Raw genomic sequence first — 18,951 nt, forward strand, 5'->3', positions numbered from 1 at the left:
AAATAATAGACAGAAAAAGACGGTGGAGACTTGTCGAACGACAAAAATACACGCACTTTTATTTTGATGCTGCAGCAAAGCGGCAAAGACACGCAGATCGGAAATCAAATCACCAGAAGATGACAGGTTGGAGGGAATCAAATTGCGGTTGCAACGACGATTAAACAGACAAAAGAAAATAAGGAGACGTACTATTGGCGTGGTGGCTGGGGTATTGATAGCAGGCGCAGGGATTGGTTTTGGTGTGATGCTCAGCGATCAACTATTACCTGAAAACCAAACAGAAGAAATTGCAACAAACACATCAGAGTCTATCACTGAAACCAGCCAATCTCAAGAACCTGAAAGCCAAAAAATCACCATCACAGCAAGTGGCGATATGTTGTATCATCGGCCATTGTACATGAGTGCTTATGATGGCGAAAAGTACGATTTTGACAATGACTATTCCGCAATCAAAGAGTTGATCTCAGGCGCAGATCTTGCCCTCGGCGATTTTGAGGGAACGATCAATCCAGAAACAGAACTTGGTGGGTTCCCTCTATTCAATGCACCGCCGAATGTGGTAGATAGTATCAAAGATGCAGGATTTGATGTCATTGATTTGGCCCATAATCATATTCTAGACACCGGCATCGATGGATTGAAATCAACCGCACAGGCATTTCATGATGTTGGATTGGACACGATAGGCGTCAATGTGGATGATTCAGGCATTTTGGTGAAAGAAGTGAATGGGATCAAGGTGGCAATGTTGGCGTATGCCTATGGCTTTAATGGTCTAGAAGATCAGTTAAGCCAATCGGATCGAGCGCAGTATTTGAATGATCTATCGTTGGATCAATTAGAAGCAGATATCAAGGAAGCCGAGCAGCTAGCCGATATAACGATTATTATGCCACAATCTGGCGTGGAATATGCACTGCAGCCTTCCGAAGAGCAGCAAAGCGTGTATCGGAAAATGGTGGATGCGGGGGCTGATATTATTTTTGGCGGTCATCCTCATGTGGCACAACCAACTGAAATCATTGAAAAAGAGGGAGAAAAGAAGTTCATTATCTATTCAATGGGGAATCTACTGTCGAATCAACGCTATGAAACCATTTCTGGCAATTATTGGACCGAACGCGGTGTGATTCCTGAAGTTGAAGTCACCAAAGAAGATGGACGTACTTTTTTAAGCAATGTCACGCTTCATCCAACGTGGGTATCAAAGGTACCGATTGAAGGACGTACCTATAACGATTGGGAATTTGGCACGGTACAAGCATATGATTTTCAAGTCGTCTTGGCAGAAGATTATATAGCAGGTGGGAAAAATGAAACGAAAGTGGATGGAGAAACCCAGCAACGGATCGAAACGGCTTATAAAGAAATGTTGGCACATTTGGATTTGCAGTGGGAATAATGTAAAAACGGCGAACCGCAAGACTCAGCGGTTCGCCGTTTTTCATTGTGTATGTTCGTAAAAGAAAAAGATGTGTGGATGCGTTTATGTGGTGATCTTTGCCAACACATCTTGCAACCAACTTGTATACTCTGTCTCCCGATTGATCGCATGGGCAAGAATCAAATAATGGCCATAATTTGCCTCTTTGGCTGCATCTGTAGGAAACAATGCGCGTTCTCGGGCGACCAAATGATGGCGCTTGGCTTCATGCAGATCAAGCTGTTGTTGAACGATCTCAATCAATGCAGGATCGTGGATATCGCTGATGAAAAACAGTTTCAAAACAAATTCATCTCGATTGACCGGTAGTTCATCCGTTGCAGTATGGATCCATTCTTTTAACGCCATTTCACCAGCCGGAGATAATTGATATATCTTCTTTTCAAGCTTTTCGCCTGAAATTTTGATGGCATGGGTGATCAATCCGCTGGCTTCCATTTTTGCTAACTCTGGATAAATTTGACTATGTTGAGCCTGCCAGAATTCACCGATTTCATTTTTGAATGATTGTCGCAAATCGTAACCGGACATCTTTTTTTTACTTAGTAAACCTAATAATATATAGCGTAATGTATTTTTTCGTGCCACAAAACTTCCTCCTTGACAAATGTCGCATCTCATTATATCATAAGTCTGTAATCAAAAACATGTAAATTATTACATGATTAACAAAAAGGAGATGCTTCGGCATGAAACAATTCAAAGATTTAGAAGATTTTATCGGCACACATTTTATTTACACATATGATAATGGTTGGGAATATGAATGGTATGCAAAAAATGACCATACTGTTGATTACCGTATCCATGGTGGGATGGTCAAAGGCCGTTGGGTCAAAGATCAAGCAGTTGACATGGTGAAATTAACAGATGGTGTCTTCAAAATCACTTGGACAGAACCTACTGGTACAGATGTCGCTTTAGATTTTATGCCAAATGAAAAGAAACTACATGGTACGATTTTCTTCCCTAAATGGGTAGAAGAACATCCAGAAATCACTGTTACATTCCAAAATGAACATATTGCTGAAATGGAAGCTGCCCGCGAAAAATACGAAACGTATCCTAAATTGGTCGTTCCTGAATTTGCAGCAATCACATATATGGGAGATGCTGGTATCGATAATGAAGATGTCATCAGTGAAGAACCATATGAAGGTATGCCAAGTGATATCCGCGAAGGCCGTTACTTCGACGAAAACTACCGCAAAATCAACAAATAATCGATGATGAATCATAAATAAACAAGAATGCAGGCTATCAACGCGTCAGTGTTGGTCGCCTGCATTTATTTGTATCATGAGAAACCTATTATGCTTTACGGTACATGTCGAATCGACCGGTATGCAATGAACGAATCGATTCTCCTCCTGGTAGAGGAGGCAATCCCAATGAATCTTCCCGTGTGAAGGCTTCTTTCAAACCTGGTGTCCATTGAACATAGTCTATTGTTTCTGGAGAGACTTCGTGGAGAATGGCTGCACCATTGCCTGCAACGATTTTCTTGGCAAACTGAGGATCAACGAGGGTCCCACGTCCTACTGCAATCAAATCTGAGTATTGGGCAACAGCATCATCGGCACTTTCTTCATCAAAGACACCACCGACGATGAGCAGTTTGGTTTGATCATCTAATACCTCTTTGAATAATGAGGCATAAGAAGCATCGACGCCACTTGGACTTGAGCCGTAACCGCCCCATAAAGAAAGGTGGATATAATCGAGGTCATGTTTGACGATTTCAGCAACTAGTTGGGTCGACTCTTGATAGGTATAGCCAACATTATCTCCATGGATCTCATCTGGGCTGATGCGATAGCCGACGATAAAATCAGCAGCGTTTTCTTCGGCGACTACTCGTTTGACTTCTTTCACGACTGCCAAAGGGAAAGCCATTCGTTTTTGTAAATCGCCGCCCCATTCATCTGTTCGTTGATTGGACCATTGTGAAAAGAATTGCTGCAGCAAATAGTGATTGGCACCATGGATTTCGACACCGTCAAAACCAGCAGCGATGGCTCGTTTTGTTGCCTGTCCAAAATCAATGATGATTGCTCTGATTTCCTCATCTGTCAGTGCCCGAACAGGATAATCTAAGAAGGGAAAATCAAGAGCGCTTGGGGCAACTACATCTTGACCGCTGATTGCTTGACCGATAGCTGCTCTGCCGCCATGGTGAATTTGCAAGATTGCTTTATTGCCATCTTTCTTCAATGCACGGGCTATTTTCGTCAATCCGCTGATATGTGCATCAGAATAGGCAGCAAGCTGTTCAGGATATCCCGGTACATAAGAAGGGCCTCCATTTTGACTCACATAATGAAATTCAGTGATCAACATACCAGCTGCTTGTGAGCGGGCAGCATAGTAAGCAACAGTATCTTCAGAGGCAAAACCGTTACGCATACCAGAATGGGTCTGCATCGGCGACATCACGATTCGGTTGTTTAATACGGCACCATTTCTTAATTTGATTGGATTAGTTAGTTTTTTGGTCATCTTTGTTTGCTCTCCTTTTTTAGTGATAAAAACGATGGTGCGAAAAAAATGCGGATGAAACCATAATAGATAAAATGCTAAAGAGAAGTAAGCGGACATCACCAATCAAAACTACATATCTGATTTTCTCGATATGTATGGATAAAAAACGCCACCAAGCCAGTACGAATAAAAAGATAGCGAAGGTCAAGCAGACCTTAACACATGTTACTTACAATTCTGACTGGATGAAGGCACTTAATTCAGAAAGTGTTGTTTCATTTCGACGATAATATGTCCATTTACCAATTCTTGTTGCAGTCAATAAATTGGCTTTTTGCAACACGGATAAGTAGTGGGAGGTGGTGGATTGGGTCAAGCCAAGTTTTCTTTGGATTTCTCCCACACAGACACCAATTTCTTCCATATCGACAGTTGTTTCATGGACAAAATAGTCCGTGGGATTTTTTAACCAATAAAGAATCTGCAGGCGATGTTCATTCGCTAACGCTTTAAAAATATCTATATTTTCCATAGATTTGATTATATCTAATTTTATCGATATGTAAAGGAATAGCGATACGCATTCGTCATTATTTATAATGGCATTGCTATTTTTCCTACCCACGGCAAAAAAAATGAGACTACGCACACTCTTTTCGAAACGCTCGAAAGCGCCAAGAGTGTACTAGTCTCGTGGGTTTGGCACCCAATGGGCCGTGAGGGGCTCGAACCCGCGACCCGCTGATTAAGAGTCAGCTGCTCTACCAACTGAGCTAACGGCCCATAACAAAATTACTTCATTATCTTAGCACTCCATCTCTAAAAAATCAATCGTTGTTTTAAAAAAATGTAGGGATGTTTTGAAATCAGAGAGCAACTAAAATAGACAATCCTTAAGAAATAGATCGATCTTCTTAAAAAGAAGCCAAAAAAAACGATACATCTTTAAAATCACCAAAAAACATGTTAAACTGTATCTAGTTATCAAAACTAGATGATTGGTTTATGATAATTTTAAGTGCTGTTGTTTAAAATGGAGGACCCAATGGAAAATGTAGAATTAGAAATAAAAAAATGGGGAGAATCAATCGCAACATTCCACCTCCCACGCTGGGATGAATTGCCAACGCTCAAATTATATATGGATCAAGTGATCACCTTGATCGACCAATATTTATCACCTGTTATCCAAGCCGGAAAACATCCCTTGTTGACGTCTTCAATGGTCAATAACTATGTGAAAAAAGGCATGATTCCCGCCCCAGAAAAAAAGCGATACAACCAAAAACATTTGGCATTTTTGATTGCAATCACTATGCTGAAACAAGTCTTGACGATTCCCGAAATCAAAACGGGCATATTATTCCAAGGCAAAGTAGTCGGTATTCGCAATGCCTATAATTTGTTTTGTGAAGAACAGGAGAAAGCCATTCGTGTCGTAGGACAAGAAGCGGCAGGCGCACCTGAACAAAAAGAAACACAGCCAATCGCCATCGAGTTGATTGCTATCAAAGGTGCTACACGATCTTTTGCAAATAAACTACTGGCAGAAAAAATGATTGCCTTAGAACAAACATATTTAGACACCCACAAAGGAGAAGCACATGAATAAAGATAAAGTTGCCTTGTTAGTTGATTCAGGAACAGATGTACCTGCAGATATTATGGAACAGTATGGAATGTATATGCTGCCATTACAAATTATTTATAAAGACCGCACTTACACGGATAAAATCGATATCAGTGCAGAAGAAATTTATGCCCGCTTGCCGCAAGAAATCCCCAGTACATCACTCCCTGATGGTGAAGCAATCGGTGCGATATTTGATCAAATCAAAGCAGATGGTTTTGAGAAGGTTTTTGCCGTAACGATATCCAGCGGCTTGAGTGGCACCTTTAATGTGGTTCGCCTTCTTGGAGAACAGCGCACAGATTTAGAGGTATTTGTTTTAGATACCAAGAACATCGGAATCGGTGCGGGTTTACAAGCAATTCGGGCAGCTGAATTGTTAAGCGATGGTGCGGATTGGATGCAGTTAAAGACCCAACTGACCAATGAAGTCCCGCGGAATAAAGTATTATTCAATGTAGCGACACTGGAATACTTGCAAAAAGGTGGTCGGATCGGTCTTGTGGCATCGATTTTAGGGAATGCGTTGAAATTAAATCCAATCATCTCTTGTAATGAAGAAGGCATTTACCATACAGTCGCCAAATCCCGTGGTCGGAAAAAGAGTTTGGAAAAAACTGTTGAATTGATCAAACAATTCGTTGGAGATCATCCCCATGTACGTTTAGCGGTAGCGCAAGGAGATGCGCTGCAAGAAGCCAAAGAAATGAAAACCCGATTAGAGGCGGAGTTTCCGAAAGTCAAAGAAATTTTATTTGGACAAATCTCACCGGCATTAGTCGTGCATACAGGACCAGGATTATTAGGAATTGGTGTACAACTGTTAGAAGACTAAATACGATACGAAAGAGAAGGGCTTCTGGTCCTTCTCTTTTATTTTAGTTTCCTTAAGAAACGGCTGTTAGGTTTTGGTAAAGATGAAAAGCACAAACAAATCATGTATAATAGAAAAGAAACCAAAAAAAATTGAGGTGACATTTTTGAAAAAGATCCTAGTCGTAGACGATGAGAAACCAATCTCAGATATCGTCAAGTTTAATTTAACCAAAGAGGGATATGAAGTATATACTGCGTATGATGGCGAAGAAGCACTGGAACAAGTTGCAGAAGTCGATCCAGATTTAATGATTTTAGATTTGATGCTGCCAAAAATGGATGGCTTAGAAGTCGCACGAGAGGTCCGCAAAACCCATGACATGCCGATCATTATGGTAACAGCCAAAGATTCTGAAATCGATAAAGTGTTAGGGCTTGAATTAGGTGCTGACGATTATGTGACAAAACCATTCTCAAACCGGGAATTGGTCGCGCGTGTGAAAGCCAACTTGCGAAGAGGTTCATCTTCAGCAAAAGAAGCCGAAGATGCGCCAAATGCAGAATTGACGATCGGTGATTTGACGATTCATCCAGAAGCGTATATGGTGACCAAAAATGGTAGCGCGATTGAACTGACGCACCGTGAATTTGAACTGATGCATTATTTAGCCAAACACCTCGGTCAAGTCATGACGCGAGAACATTTATTACAAACTGTATGGGGTTATGATTACTTCGGTGATGTGCGAACAGTCGATGTAACTGTACGCCGATTACGAGAAAAAATCGAAGATAGTCCAAGTCATCCAAATTACCTAGTGACTCGTCGCGGAGTAGGCTATTATTTGCGAAATCCAGAACAGGAATAAGAGATGAAAAATAAAGTTCGCTTTTTTCAATCAGTGAACTTCAAAATCGCCCTGACATTTATCTTGATCCTATTGATTGCGATCCAGATTATCGGGGCGTATTTTATTCGTGAACTGGAAAAGACAACCGTCGATGCCTTCAAACGCGACATGGAGGCACGTGCGAGTACTTTAGTGGTGACACTGGGTTCTGAATTGAGTCGATTGGACTCCGAAAATGGCCTTGATTGGGACTCCATGAATACTTCTTTGAACCGAATCTTGACCAGTACTAATTCGTCTGAAATCTTGGAAATGCGGGTGGTAGATGAACAAGGGATCATCCGTGCTACCACGAATATCAATGACCGCGGTTCTGTTGGTGAAAAGAATGACTATCGGGATTATGATACCAATCGTAGTGAAGTGTTATACGATGAATCTAGCGGACAACGGGTTTTCAACATTGTTCAATCCATTCAATCCCCGACCGGTGATGCTGTTTTAGGTACCTTGTATTTGCGCAGCAATCTAGAAGCCAAATATAGCGAGGTCAGTACGACAGCGTTGATTTTTGTGACTGCTTCATTGATCGCCGCAGTGATCTCGATCGTTGTCGCATTATTGGTGTCGCGTTCCATCACCCAACCAATCGGCGAAATGCGGGAACAAGCGATCCGTATTGCCAAGGGAGATTATAGTCGGAAAGTTGCCGTTCATGGGAAAGATGAGCTAGGACAATTGGCAGAAACCTTCAATCAATTAGGGGAACGAATCGAAGAGACCCAAGAAGCGATGGAATCCGAACGTAATCGTTTAGACAGTGTATTGTCTCATATGACTGACGGCGTCGTGGCGACCGATCGACGAGGGAAAGTCATTACGATCAACGAGATGGCCATGTCATTGTTGAATGTGACAACAGAAGATGCAGTAGGACAATCGATATTGACTTTGCTGCAAATCGATGAAGAGTACACCTTGCGCAAATTGTTGGAAAGTCCAGAAGAAATGCTGATCGAGCGACCTAGTAACGATTCGATCGGATCCAACTTGATATTGCGGATCGATTTTTCAATGATCCGTCGTGAATCTGGCTTTATATCTGGATTGGTCGCCGTGATGCATGACGTGACGGAACAAGAGCAAAACGAGCAAGAAAGACGTGAATTCGTTTCAAATGTTTCTCATGAGTTGCGTACACCATTAACGAGTATGCGCAGTTACATCGAAGCGTTGAGCGAAGGCGCTTGGAAAGACCCGGAAATTGCGCCCAATTTTTTGAAAGTAACGCTAGACGAAACGGATAGAATGATCCGTATGATCAATGATTTGTTAAGTCTGTCAAGAATGGATAGCGGGAATGCACAACTGCAATTGGAGTACATCAATTTCAATGAGTTGGTCAATTTCGTCTTGGACCGCTTTGATATGATGGTGACCAATGAAAGTAAAAAATATTTGATTCGTCGTGAGTTCACTAAGAGAGAGCTTTGGGTCGAAGTCGATACTGACAAAATGATCCAAGTAATCGATAATATTATGAATAATGCCATCAAATATTCACCAGACGGTGGCATTATTACTGTTAAGCTGATGGAAACCCATAACAATATCGTGTTGAGTATCAATGACCAAGGACTAGGTATTCCGAAAAAAGATCTGACAAAAATCTTTGATCGTTTCTACCGTGTCGATAAGGCGCGGGCGCGACAACAAGGCGGAACAGGGCTGGGATTAGCGATTTCTCGAGAAGTCATCAAATCACACGGTGGGGCGATTTGGGCAGAAAGTCGTGAACATCGCGGATCAACTTTTTATATCATGTTGCCGTATGAACCGTATGAGGAGGATTGGTGGGTATGAGAATCTCCGAAAAAGTCATCCGTGTTGGCTTGATCTTAATGATCGCTTTGAGTTTTTATTTCTCCTATATGATTTGGCTCAACCCGACAGGCCACAGTAGTGTGACAGACGATGCCGATACGACCGTCAATCCATCTGTCCAAACGTACAAACAAAAGAGCGACTTGTTTTTGCCTCTCTACCTGACTTGGCGAGAAGACAACGAAATCAAAGAAACCAATTCTGAAACCCTGATTCGTGAGATCCAAGGCAAAATCGATCAAGCGTCCATCAGTGACCTAGTTGTCACTACGTATGAAGATGAAACGAACTTTGCAAAAGCAATCTCTTTGTCCCAAGGGATCGCATTGAACTATTACACACCCTTTTACTTAAAAGATTATGAAGAAACATTTGAAATGGATCTATCGTTTGCCAATAAAGAAGCAGGCACTGACTTGCCTTTTGACCGTATTCAATTTGATGTAGCAGCAGATACGATCCAATTTATTGATTTGGACAATCAGCGCGTCATAGAAGGGACGATCGATTGGAACAAAACGGAAGTGAAAGGTCTGTTAGCAGACAATCCACGAGAGTGGACAGCGATGCAAGAAGATGAGGAACAAGATAGCAATCAGTTTTATACGCAAGACACAATCAAATTGAAGAAGTATAGTTATTATTCTTCGACGCAATCGCAAAATTTATTTAGAGAAGCCTTTTTCGACTATCCGAAAGACGTCAAAATCAATGATGACAGTGTCGATACCTATTACTATGAAGGTGGACAAAATATGACGGTGCTTCAAGACCAGCAACTCGTCAAATTTGAAACAACGATCGCGGAATCAGAAGAAGCTGATTTGGCGATGCTGAGTGCGGATTATATTACGCGATTAGGCAATAATTTTGGTACGATCCGGTACTTCGATCAGCAAGACAAACATTTGGAATATCGGGTCTTTGTTGAGGGGTATCCAGTATTTAGCAGTGGGTCGCAAGGTGTGATCAAAGTGGCATTTTCTGATAGCGGTCAGACTGGGAGCCGTGAAATGGCTATTTCAGCTAGCTTGAATGCCATCCAAGTGCCGATCCCATCAGAAACAGAAGTTGAGTTGCCCTCGAGCCTAGCGATCAAGCAGAAATTGCTAGCTGCTGGGGCAGAGGATGATAAATTGGCGCAAATTATTATCGGTTATCAGTGGGGTGAAATCAAAGATGCACCATTAGTCAATCTAACCCCTGCGTGGTATGTCAATTATGATTCTCAATGGATCAGTTATGATAGTTTGATGGGGAAACTGACAGAAAGGGAGGAGAACTAATTGGATTTCAAACGAATCGAATGGATTTTTTTCCTTGCCTTTTTGGGATTGAATGTGTTTCTGTTCAATGTGTATAGTGAGGCCCGCAGTGAGCAGCAAAATGTTTCGCAATCGAATCAGACGATCCCCATTGAACAGCGATTAGAAACCGAAGATATTCGTTTTTCAGGGGAACTGTCGGATGAAACATTAAATGGGTACTACTTAAGTGGCGAACAGACAGATATGAACGCAGCATTACGAGCAGCGAAGGCTGATAATGACTTGGCGGGTGAATCCACAGTCAAAGGACAACAACTGACCCATGTGTCTTCTGGCGGTTTTTATATCAGCGATGATGCGCAAGCAGAAGAAACTGTCAATGGCTATTTAAAACGAGAAGATCAAGTCTTATACGGCGATGAATATCAGTATATCAGCAATCTATCTGTCCTTGATGGTGCACATCCTGCGGTTGTTGCCGCCCAATCATATGAAGGTATTCCTTTTAACGATAGTTCTAGTCGGATGGATATTACATTGGAAAAGACCGACAATCTGTTACAGATTACCAAGTATAGTCAAACCCATATTTCATCGATCACTCCACTAAGGGAAAAGATGACAGTGTACTCAGAAAAAGAAGCCGTCAATACATTATACTTGAATAACAAATTACCTAGTCATTCCACGATTTTGTGGACCGAGCTGGCCTATACGATGATCTTGAAAGTCAGAGACAAAAATGTGTATATCCCAGCTTGGTTCGTCGCATTTAAATCAGATAATGATGACACGACCCAAATCGAGACCGTCAATGCCTTCAGCAATCGGATCATCACAAATAATGCAGTACAAAAAGTAGAAAATCCGTAAAGAAATAGGTATAATGGAAAACGTTGAAACAACCAGAGAGGAAGTAAAGCAAACCATGATGAAGGAAGAAAATGCCTTTCAAGTAAGTATTCTCGCCAGCGGCAGTTCGGGAAATTCACTTTATATCGAAACCGATAAAAAACGAATTCTAGTCGATGCAGGATTGAGCGGCAAAAAAATCACTTCATTATTAGGTGAAGTTGGGCGTAAACCAGAAGACCTAGATGCGATCCTTGTGACCCATGAACATCGTGACCATATCCATGGGGTAGGTGTGCTGGCACGGAAATACAAATTGGATGTCTATGCCAATACGAAAACTTGGCAGGCCATGGACCCAATGATCGGCAATGTGGCTGTGGAACAAAAGCATATTTTTGAAATGGGCAAAGTCCTAACGATGGGGGATATCGATATTGAGAGCTTTGGCGTTTCCCATGATGCCGCTGCACCGCAGTTTTATCGTTTTTATAAAGATGGCAAATCATTTGTGATGTTGACAGATACCGGTTATTGCAGTGATCATGTGCGCGGCATCATCAAAGGTGCGGATGCTTACTTGGTCGAAAGCAACCATGATCTTGAAATGTTGCGGATGGGCTCTTATCCATGGAGCTTGAAACAAAGGATTTTGGGTGACCGCGGCCATCTATCCAATGAAGACGGTGCTTTGGTGATGACCGACATTTTGACCGACAATACCAAACGCGTGTATCTAGGTCATTTAAGTAAAGAAAACAACTTGAAAGAATTGGCTCATTTAACGATGGTCAACACGATGAAAGAACATGATTTAGGTGTAGGGGAAACTTTTGAAGTCTATGATACAGATCCGGATAAAGCGACTGCTTTGTTTGGTGTGTAACTAATTTTGATTCCATTCATATTGGAGGAACCATAAGTGTTTGATGCAGAAAAAATCAAAACTTTAAATGAATTGGAAATGAGTGTCTATAATTATATTGTGCAGTATTTTGATGAAATCGATCAATTAACGATTCGTGGATTATCTCAGAGGTGTCATGTTTCTACTTCGACTATCTTAAGAAGCATCAATAAGTTGGGATATGATGGTTACGCTGAACTTAAATATGCGATTCGTCAAAAGAAAGCACAAGAAACGAACGCCTTTGAATTATTTTATGATGCCACGATCCAAGTAGATATGTTTTTAAAAAAAGTCAACAATGTCAATTATAGAGAGTTCGTGGAACCTGCTGTGGCCATGATCGTCGCTGCAAGGCATGTTGCCTTTTCTGGTATTGGGACAAGTGGTATTCTAGGCACGTATGGCAGTCGCTATTTTGCGAATCTTGGTATCAATGCGTACAGCATCGTTGATCCTTTTATACCTGTCCCTCCCAGAGGAATGGAAAATACATTGGCTATTATCTTATCTGTTTCAGGCGAAACGACGCAAATGATCAAGCAGGCAGAAGATTTTAAACGCTATGGAGCGAAGGTCTTGAGTATTACAAATGATGAAAAATCAACCATAGCACAAATTGCTGATTACAATTTGTCGTATTATATGCCAGTCGTCAATGGGGCAGAAGAAGAGTATTTGAACTTAACGACGCAAGTGCCGGTCATCACATTGATTGAGCTTTTGGCACATCAAGTACATCGATTGTTGCAGAATCAATAACAAAAAACAGCTACGGCTGTTTTTTTTGTTGGAATTTGTTTCTAAGGAACGCTGGCAGGTATAAAAATCACCCATGGTAAGCTATGATAAATATGTAAGCGAATTCACCGGCCGGTAATCGTGATTAATTTTATAGGAGTGATTTTGATGAATGATTGGATCAATGATAAAGTATTGCCTCCCGTTTTAAAATTTGTGAATACCAAAGCGATAACTGCTTTACGTAATGGGATGCTTTATACGATGCCTTTTTCTATTGTTGGCTCTATTTTCTTATTATTAGCAAATTTCCCCGTTCAATCGATTGCTGACTGGGTAACAAATAGCGGCTTAGGGGCATATTTTAATCAGGCGTATGGTGCATCATTTGCAATTATGGCTTTCTTTGCAGTGATGGGGATCGCCTATTCTTATGTCAAAGCAGAAGGTTTTGAAGGCCTTCCTGCAGGAATGATCGGGTTGGTCATCTTCTTATTAACGATGGAATCAAGTGTTACGGATGCTGAATCTGGTGTGACGATCAGTAATATTATTGATAAAACTTGGACAGGCGGCCAAGGGATGATCAGCGCCATCTTAGTGGGGTTGTTTGTTGGCTGGGGTTACACATGGTTCTTGAAAAGAGATATTCGTATCAAACTACCTAAACAAGTTCCTACGAACGTAGCGAATTCATTTACCGCACTTATTCCAGCAGCTGTTTTGACAACGGTGGCTTTAGTGATTTATATCTTCTTTGATAAAGTGTTTAATACGACTGTCGTAGAATGGATCTATGATGTGATCCAAAGTCCGATGCAAGGTGTGACGGACTCGCTAGGCGGGGCATTGATGTTAGGATTTCTTGTACCGTTTTTGTGGTTCTTTGGGGTACATGGATCTACGATCGTTGGGGGAATCATGGGTCCCATTTTGCAAGCCAATTCCTTAGCGAATACGGCAATTCTTGAATCAGGCAAGGAATTGACATTAGCCAATGGCGGCCATATCGTAACGCAACAATTTTTGGATCAATTTATGACTGTTACAGGGGCAGGAATGACGATTGGGATTGTTCTATACATGATTGCTTTTGCAAAATCAGCGCAGTTCAAACAGTTAGGCCGGTTGTCTATGATTCCAGCATTCTTTAATATCAATGAGCCAATCATCTTTGCTACACCAATCGTCATGAACCCGATCATGGTCATACCATTTATCTTGACACCCGTGGTTTCTGGTGTGGTGACGTACTTCTCCTTGTATACAGGGTTGGTGCCACTCTTCACTGCGGTACAAGTACCTTGGACAACACCACCGATCATCTCAGGATTTTTGGTTGGAGGCATCAGAACAGCTATCTTACAATTTGTAGTTTTGGCGATCGGCTTCTTTATTTACTATCCATTTGTACGTAAAGTAGACAGCTTGAACTTCAAACAAGAAACAGAAACGGTGAAATAAATAAGAAAGTAGGCACGTTTGATATGAATACATTGCGAGAAGATTTTTTATGGGGCGGCGCTGTTGCTGCCCATCAATTAGAAGGCGGTTATCAAGAAGGGGGCAAAGGGATCAGTGTTGCAGATGTCATGACCGTTGGCGGTAATGGCATTCCTCGGCAAATAACAGATGGCATCAAAGAAGGGGAAATTTATCCCAATCATCAAGCAATCGATTTTTATCATCGCTATCCAGAAGATATCAAACTTTTTGCCGAACTAGGGTTGAAGTGTTTTAGAACATCCATCGCATGGACCAGAATTTTTCCGAATGGTGATGAATCGACACCAAATGAAGCGGGCTTGAAATTTTATGATGATTTATTTGATGAATGCTTAAAGTATGGCATTGAACCCGTGATCACGTTGTCTCATTTTGAAATGCCTTATCATCTTGTCACGCAATACGGTGGTTGGCGCAATCGCAGATTGATTGACTTGTTTGTTCAGTTTGCGGAGGTCTGTTTCAAACGATATAAAGACAAAGTCAAATATTGGATGACATTTAACGAAATAAATAACCAAGCAAATTTTAAAGAAGATTTCGCACCCTTCACCAACTCTGGTTTACGTTTTACAGAAGGTGAAGATCGGGAAAAAGTGATGTATCAAGCAGCGCATTATGAGTTGGTTGCTAGTGCAAAAGCCGTGAAATTAGGCCACCAAATCAATCCAGACTTTCAAATAGGCGCAATGATTGCCATGTGTCCGATTTATCCTTATTCTTGTGATCCCAAAGATATCATGGCAGCGACCGTGGCTATGCAAAGACGTTATTGGTTTTCAGATGTGCATGTACGCGGACATTATCCTAAGTATTTACTGAGTTACTTTGAAAGAAAGCAGTTTGATCTTGATATGACTGAAGCGGATAAACGCGCCTTATCAGAAGGTTGCGTAGATTATATTGGCTTTAGTTACTATATGTCCTTTGCAGTAAAGGGCAAAGCCAATGATCCTACCTATGATTATGATGAAAGCCAAGATTTAGTGGTCAATCCTCATGTGAAAGCATCAGAATGGGGCTGGCAAATAGATCCAATCGGGCTGCGTTATGCAATGAATTGGTTCAATGAACGTTATGAGTTGCCGCTATTTATCGTTGAAAACGGGTTTGGGGCTGTTGACCAGCTGGAAAATGGCCAAATCCATGATTCCTATCGCGTGGACTATCTAAAAGCGCATATTGAGACGATGAAAGAAGCTGTGATGTATGATGGCGTTGATTTACTTGGATATACACCGTGGGGAATCATTGATCTCGTTTCGGCAGGAACTGGAGAGATGAAAAAAAGATATGGTGTCATTTATGTGGATAAAGATAATGAAGGCAACGGTACACTAGCACGAAGCAAAAAAGATTCGTTTGCTTGGTATAAACAAGTGATCGCGAGTAATGGTGAGAAATTGTAGTTTAAACAAACAAGCGTTGCGCAAAAAATGCGCAACGCTTGTTTTATTTTAAGGAACTTGGATATATCCATGGTAAACCAATAGCTGAACAATCACCACTAACGTATTCATCCCTACATGGGTGATCATCGAGGTCCAGATACTGCCGGTCAATGCATATAAACCGGAAAAAAACAGTCCTAAGAAGATATAGACGAGCAAATGCCCATCATTATGGGCGAAAGCAAAGGCGATGGCGCTGATTCCGATACCAATCCCCACATGGGTATATTTGCCAATGATGCCCACCAGTGCCCGGCGGAATACAAATTCTTCCATGATTGGCCCGCCAACCATCGCAGCTAAGGCAAATAAGGGTTGGTGCAGGATGATTTGAATAATATTGGCTGTATTTTCTGATGCTGTGACTTCACCAAAAAGCGATTCGATGAAGACAGCAACATTTTGCAATAAAATCGCTATAATGATACCCGATAGCCCATAAATGAAGATTGCTGAAGGTTTGCTGCGATGATGCTCAAAGGATAACGGTTCTTTTTGAAAGAAATAGAGGCCGACCATCATCACAGCCCCCACGAGATAGCCGATCGTTGTGGCAGGAACTGCCAAACCGGCACTTACAAAGGCACCAGGTAAGAAAAATACGATTCCGTAAGTAAGGATGGTTGCAAATGAATATTTTGATAATGACATGATATAAGTATCACACTCCTTTGGTTTATTATAAACTAGGCAGGCGATAGAAACAAAGTATCTATCCCTTAAAGCAAAACAAAAAAAATAATCAAAAGGCTTGCAAAAGCAAGTGAAAATGAGTAATATTAAAACTGTGAGTTAGCACTCGATAGATGAGAGTGCTAATGTAAAATTTGATTATAACTTATTGGAGGGATTTATCGTGTTAAGACCATTAGGTGATCGTGTGATTATCGAAGTCGCAAAAGAAGAGGAAAAAACTGTAGGCGGAATCGTGCTTGCATCAGCAGCAAAAGAAAAACCACAAACAGGTACCGTGATCGCAGTTGGCGAAGGCCGCACACTTGAAAACGGTGAAAAAGCTCCTGTTGCTGTCAACGTAGGCGAACAAGTCATGTTCGAAAAATACGCTGGCACAGAAGTGAAATTCGAAGGTACAGAATATTTGATCGTGGCTGCTAAAGATATTATCGCAGTCGTAGAATAAAAAATAATAAATTTGAGGTGAATCAATTATGGCAAAAGAGATTAAATTTGCAGAAGACGCACGGGCAGCGATGTTGCGTGGGGTAGATAAATTAGCAGATACAGTAAAAGTAACCTTAGGACCAAAAGGACGTAACGTTGTTTTAGAAAAATCTTACGGCTCACCATTGATCACGAATGATGGTGTAACGATCGCAAAAGAAATCGAGTTAGAAGATCATTTTGAAAACATGGGTGCGAAATTAGTAGCTGAAGTTGCATCTAAAACAAATGATATCGCCGGTGACGGTACAACGACTGCGACATTATTGACTCAAGCCATCGTTCGCGAAGGTTTGAAAAACGTGACTGCAGGTGCGAATCCTTTAGGCATTCGTCGCGGAATCGAATTGGCAACAAAAGTCGCTGTTGAAGAATTGCACAGCATTTCATCGATCGTTGATTCTAAAGAAGCAATTGCACAAGTCGGTGCCGTATCTTCAGGCAGCGAAAAAGTTGGTCAATATATTGCTGATGCAATGGAAAAAGTTGGCAATGACGGTGTCATCACAATTGAAGAATCAAAAGGGATCGAAACTGAATTAGATGTTGTTGAAGGTATGCAATTTGACCGTGGCTACTTATCACAATACATGGTCACTGATAATGATAAAATGGAAGCTGCTTTAGAAAATCCATATATCTTGATCACTGACAAAAAAATCTCTAACATCCAAGACATCTTGCCATTGTTAGAACAAATCTTACAACAATCAAAACCATTATTGATCATTGCAGATGATGTCGATGGCGAAGCATTGCCAACACTTGTTTTGAACAAAATCCGTGGTACATTCAACGTCGTTGCTGTTAAAGCACCAGGTTTTGGCGATCGTCGCAAAGCCATGTTAGAAGATATCGCGATCTTAACTGGTGGTACTGTGATCACTGAAGATCTAGGCCTTGAATTAAAAGATGCAACCATCGAAAACTTAGGTCAAGCAAGCAAAGTCGTTGTGGATAAAGACAACACGACAATCGTAGAAGGTGCTGGCGATAAAGCTGGTATCGATGCACGTGTGCAATTGATCAAAAATCAAATCGCAGATACAACATCTGATTTTGATCGTGAAAAATTACAAGAACGCTTAGCTAAATTAGCTGGCGGTGTTGCAGTAATCAAAGTTGGTGCACCAACTGAAACAGAATTGAAAGAATTGAAACTACGTATTGAAGATGCATTGAATGCAACTCGTGCCGCTGTTGAGGAAGGCATGGTTTCAGGTGGGGGAACTGCCTTAGTCAATGTGATCAACAAAGTCGCAGCAATCGAATCAGATGGCGACGCCGCAACAGGTGTGAAAATCGTCTTGCGTGCTTTGGAAGAACCAGTTCGTCAAATCGCTGAAAATGCAGGTTACGAAGGTTCAGTCATTATTGATAAATTAAAACATGCTGATCTAGGTGTTGGTTTCAATGCTGCAACTGGCGAATGGGTAAACATGCTTGAAGCAGGAATCGTTGACCCAACTAAAGTAACACGTTCAGCACTACAAAATGCCGCTTCTGTTGCTGCATTATTGTTAACGACTGAAGCAGTCGTTGCTGACAAACCAGAACCAGCTGCACCAGCAGCGCCAGCTATGGACCCATCAATGGGCGGTATGGGCGGCATGATGTAATTAAACACTAAGAACCCCTTTGTATAGGGGTTCTTTTGTTGTTTATTGGACTTTTGTAGTGAAAAGGGGCAAAAAGGACAAGGCTTCTCAATTCGTCCGAACTAGTGTATAATATGCATGTTGTTATTTAAAATGGAAATACTTATATATCAACATTTTTTACACTAGTTGACACAAGTTAGGCAGATACTTAAAACTGGGCGGCATGATGTAATATCAGGCAAAAACAGTAGAGCCTCGAGTTTTCGAGGTTCTTTTTTTTCATATAAAACCATCGTGCTCACTGTACCAACAAACTTCATAAGTTGAATCT

18 protein-coding genes and 1 tRNA gene are annotated in these 18,951 nt (G+C 41.3%); 14 read left to right on the forward strand and 5 right to left on the reverse strand.

Annotated features, from left to right (window positions below; all coding sequences use genetic code 11):
• The first annotated feature begins 127 nt into the window (after positions 1-127).
• Entirely contained in the window at positions 128-1,408 is a 1,281-nt protein-coding gene (locus IGI41_RS02970) for a CapA family protein (protein WP_430611245.1), read from the forward strand.
• Between the two features lie 84 nt (positions 1,409-1,492).
• Here the strand turns inward: IGI41_RS02970 and IGI41_RS02975 are convergent, their stop codons facing one another.
• A complete protein-coding gene (locus IGI41_RS02975) occupies positions 1,493-2,038 on the reverse strand; it encodes a PadR family transcriptional regulator (RefSeq protein ID WP_430611246.1) in 546 nt (181 codons plus the stop codon).
• A 101-nt stretch (positions 2,039-2,139) separates the two neighbouring features.
• On the opposite strand from IGI41_RS02975, the gene IGI41_RS02980 reads away from it, so the two are divergent.
• Positions 2,140-2,673, forward strand: coding sequence for a phenolic acid decarboxylase (locus tag IGI41_RS02980; RefSeq protein ID WP_430611247.1), 534 nt, complete (start codon positions 2,140-2,142; stop codon positions 2,671-2,673).
• 88 nt (positions 2,674-2,761) lie between these two features.
• On the opposite strand, the gene IGI41_RS02985 is transcribed toward IGI41_RS02980, so the two are convergent.
• The 3 genes from IGI41_RS02985 to IGI41_RS02995 all read right to left on the reverse strand — a co-directional run bounded on the left by IGI41_RS02985 (position 2,762) and on the right by IGI41_RS02995 (position 4,714).
• The gene (locus IGI41_RS02985; RefSeq protein WP_430611248.1) at positions 2,762-3,949 is read right to left on the reverse strand and encodes an NADH-dependent flavin oxidoreductase; all 1,188 of its coding nucleotides are present in this window, start codon (positions 3,947-3,949) and stop codon (positions 2,762-2,764) included.
• A gap of 211 nt (positions 3,950-4,160) precedes the next feature.
• Positions 4,161-4,463 carry an ArsR/SmtB family transcription factor gene (locus tag IGI41_RS02990; protein ID WP_430611249.1) on the reverse strand — a complete coding sequence of 101 codons (303 nt, stop codon included), beginning with the start codon at positions 4,461-4,463 and terminating at the stop codon, positions 4,161-4,163.
• Positions 4,464-4,641: 178 nt separating this feature from the next.
• A tRNA-Lys gene (locus IGI41_RS02995) sits at positions 4,642-4,714 on the reverse strand.
• Between the two features lie 262 nt (positions 4,715-4,976).
• Between IGI41_RS02995 and IGI41_RS03000 the strand changes: the two genes are divergently transcribed.
• From IGI41_RS03000 to IGI41_RS03045, 10 genes are all read left to right on the forward strand, one after another.
• The gene (locus tag IGI41_RS03000) at positions 4,977-5,543 is read left to right on the forward strand and encodes a DUF1836 domain-containing protein (RefSeq protein WP_430611250.1); all 567 of its coding nucleotides are present in this window, start codon (positions 4,977-4,979) and stop codon (positions 5,541-5,543) included.
• Positions 5,536-6,396 (forward strand): DegV family protein, encoded by an 861-nt coding sequence (locus IGI41_RS03005; protein ID WP_430611251.1) that lies wholly within the window; start codon positions 5,536-5,538, stop codon positions 6,394-6,396. Before IGI41_RS03000 ends, IGI41_RS03005 begins: the two co-directional genes overlap by 8 nt.
• A 145-nt stretch (positions 6,397-6,541) precedes the next feature.
• Complete coding sequence (yycF, locus tag IGI41_RS03010; RefSeq protein ID WP_430611252.1) at positions 6,542-7,246, forward strand: response regulator YycF; 705 nt, start codon at positions 6,542-6,544, stop codon at positions 7,244-7,246.
• 3 nt (positions 7,247-7,249) lie between these two features.
• Entirely contained in the window at positions 7,250-9,091 is a 1,842-nt protein-coding gene (gene walK / locus IGI41_RS03015; protein WP_430611253.1) for a cell wall metabolism sensor histidine kinase WalK, read from the forward strand.
• Positions 9,088-10,398: a YycH family regulatory protein gene (locus IGI41_RS03020; RefSeq protein ID WP_430611254.1), complete on the forward strand. Its 1,311-nt coding sequence runs from the start codon at positions 9,088-9,090 to the stop codon at positions 10,396-10,398. The genes walK and IGI41_RS03020 overlap by 4 nt, the downstream gene beginning before the upstream one ends.
• Positions 10,399-11,253, forward strand: a complete 855-nt coding sequence (locus IGI41_RS03025) for a two-component system regulatory protein YycI (RefSeq protein ID WP_430611255.1) — start codon at positions 10,399-10,401, stop codon at positions 11,251-11,253.
• Between the two features lie 58 nt (positions 11,254-11,311).
• Positions 11,312-12,118: an MBL fold metallo-hydrolase gene (locus IGI41_RS03030; protein ID WP_430612699.1), complete on the forward strand. Its 807-nt coding sequence runs from the start codon at positions 11,312-11,314 to the stop codon at positions 12,116-12,118.
• Positions 12,119-12,154: 36 nt separating this feature from the next.
• Positions 12,155-12,901, forward strand: coding sequence for a MurR/RpiR family transcriptional regulator (locus IGI41_RS03035; protein WP_430611256.1), 747 nt, complete (start codon positions 12,155-12,157; stop codon positions 12,899-12,901).
• 147 nt (positions 12,902-13,048) lie between these two features.
• Entirely contained in the window at positions 13,049-14,344 is a 1,296-nt protein-coding gene (locus IGI41_RS03040; RefSeq protein ID WP_430611257.1) for a PTS sugar transporter subunit IIC, read from the forward strand.
• Positions 14,345-14,367: 23 nt separating this feature from the next.
• Positions 14,368-15,795: a 6-phospho-beta-glucosidase gene (locus IGI41_RS03045; protein WP_430611258.1), complete on the forward strand. Its 1,428-nt coding sequence runs from the start codon at positions 14,368-14,370 to the stop codon at positions 15,793-15,795.
• 48 nt (positions 15,796-15,843) lie between these two features.
• Here the strand turns inward: IGI41_RS03045 and IGI41_RS03050 are convergent, their stop codons facing one another.
• Positions 15,844-16,488: a CPBP family intramembrane glutamic endopeptidase gene (locus tag IGI41_RS03050; RefSeq protein ID WP_430611259.1), complete on the reverse strand. Its 645-nt coding sequence runs from the start codon at positions 16,486-16,488 to the stop codon at positions 15,844-15,846.
• A gap of 205 nt (positions 16,489-16,693) precedes the next feature.
• On the opposite strand from IGI41_RS03050, the gene groES reads away from it, so the two are divergent.
• Both groES and groL read left to right on the forward strand, forming a co-directional pair.
• Complete coding sequence (gene groES / locus IGI41_RS03055; RefSeq protein WP_430611260.1) at positions 16,694-16,978, forward strand: co-chaperone GroES; 285 nt, start codon at positions 16,694-16,696, stop codon at positions 16,976-16,978.
• A gap of 28 nt (positions 16,979-17,006) precedes the next feature.
• Positions 17,007-18,638: a chaperonin GroEL gene (gene groL / locus IGI41_RS03060; protein WP_430611261.1), complete on the forward strand. Its 1,632-nt coding sequence runs from the start codon at positions 17,007-17,009 to the stop codon at positions 18,636-18,638.
• Positions 18,639-18,951: the final 313 nt, after the last annotated feature.

The organism is Enterococcus sp. DIV0876 (genome assembly GCF_050529585.1).
GTDB lineage: Bacteria > Bacillota > Bacilli > Lactobacillales > Enterococcaceae > Enterococcus_D.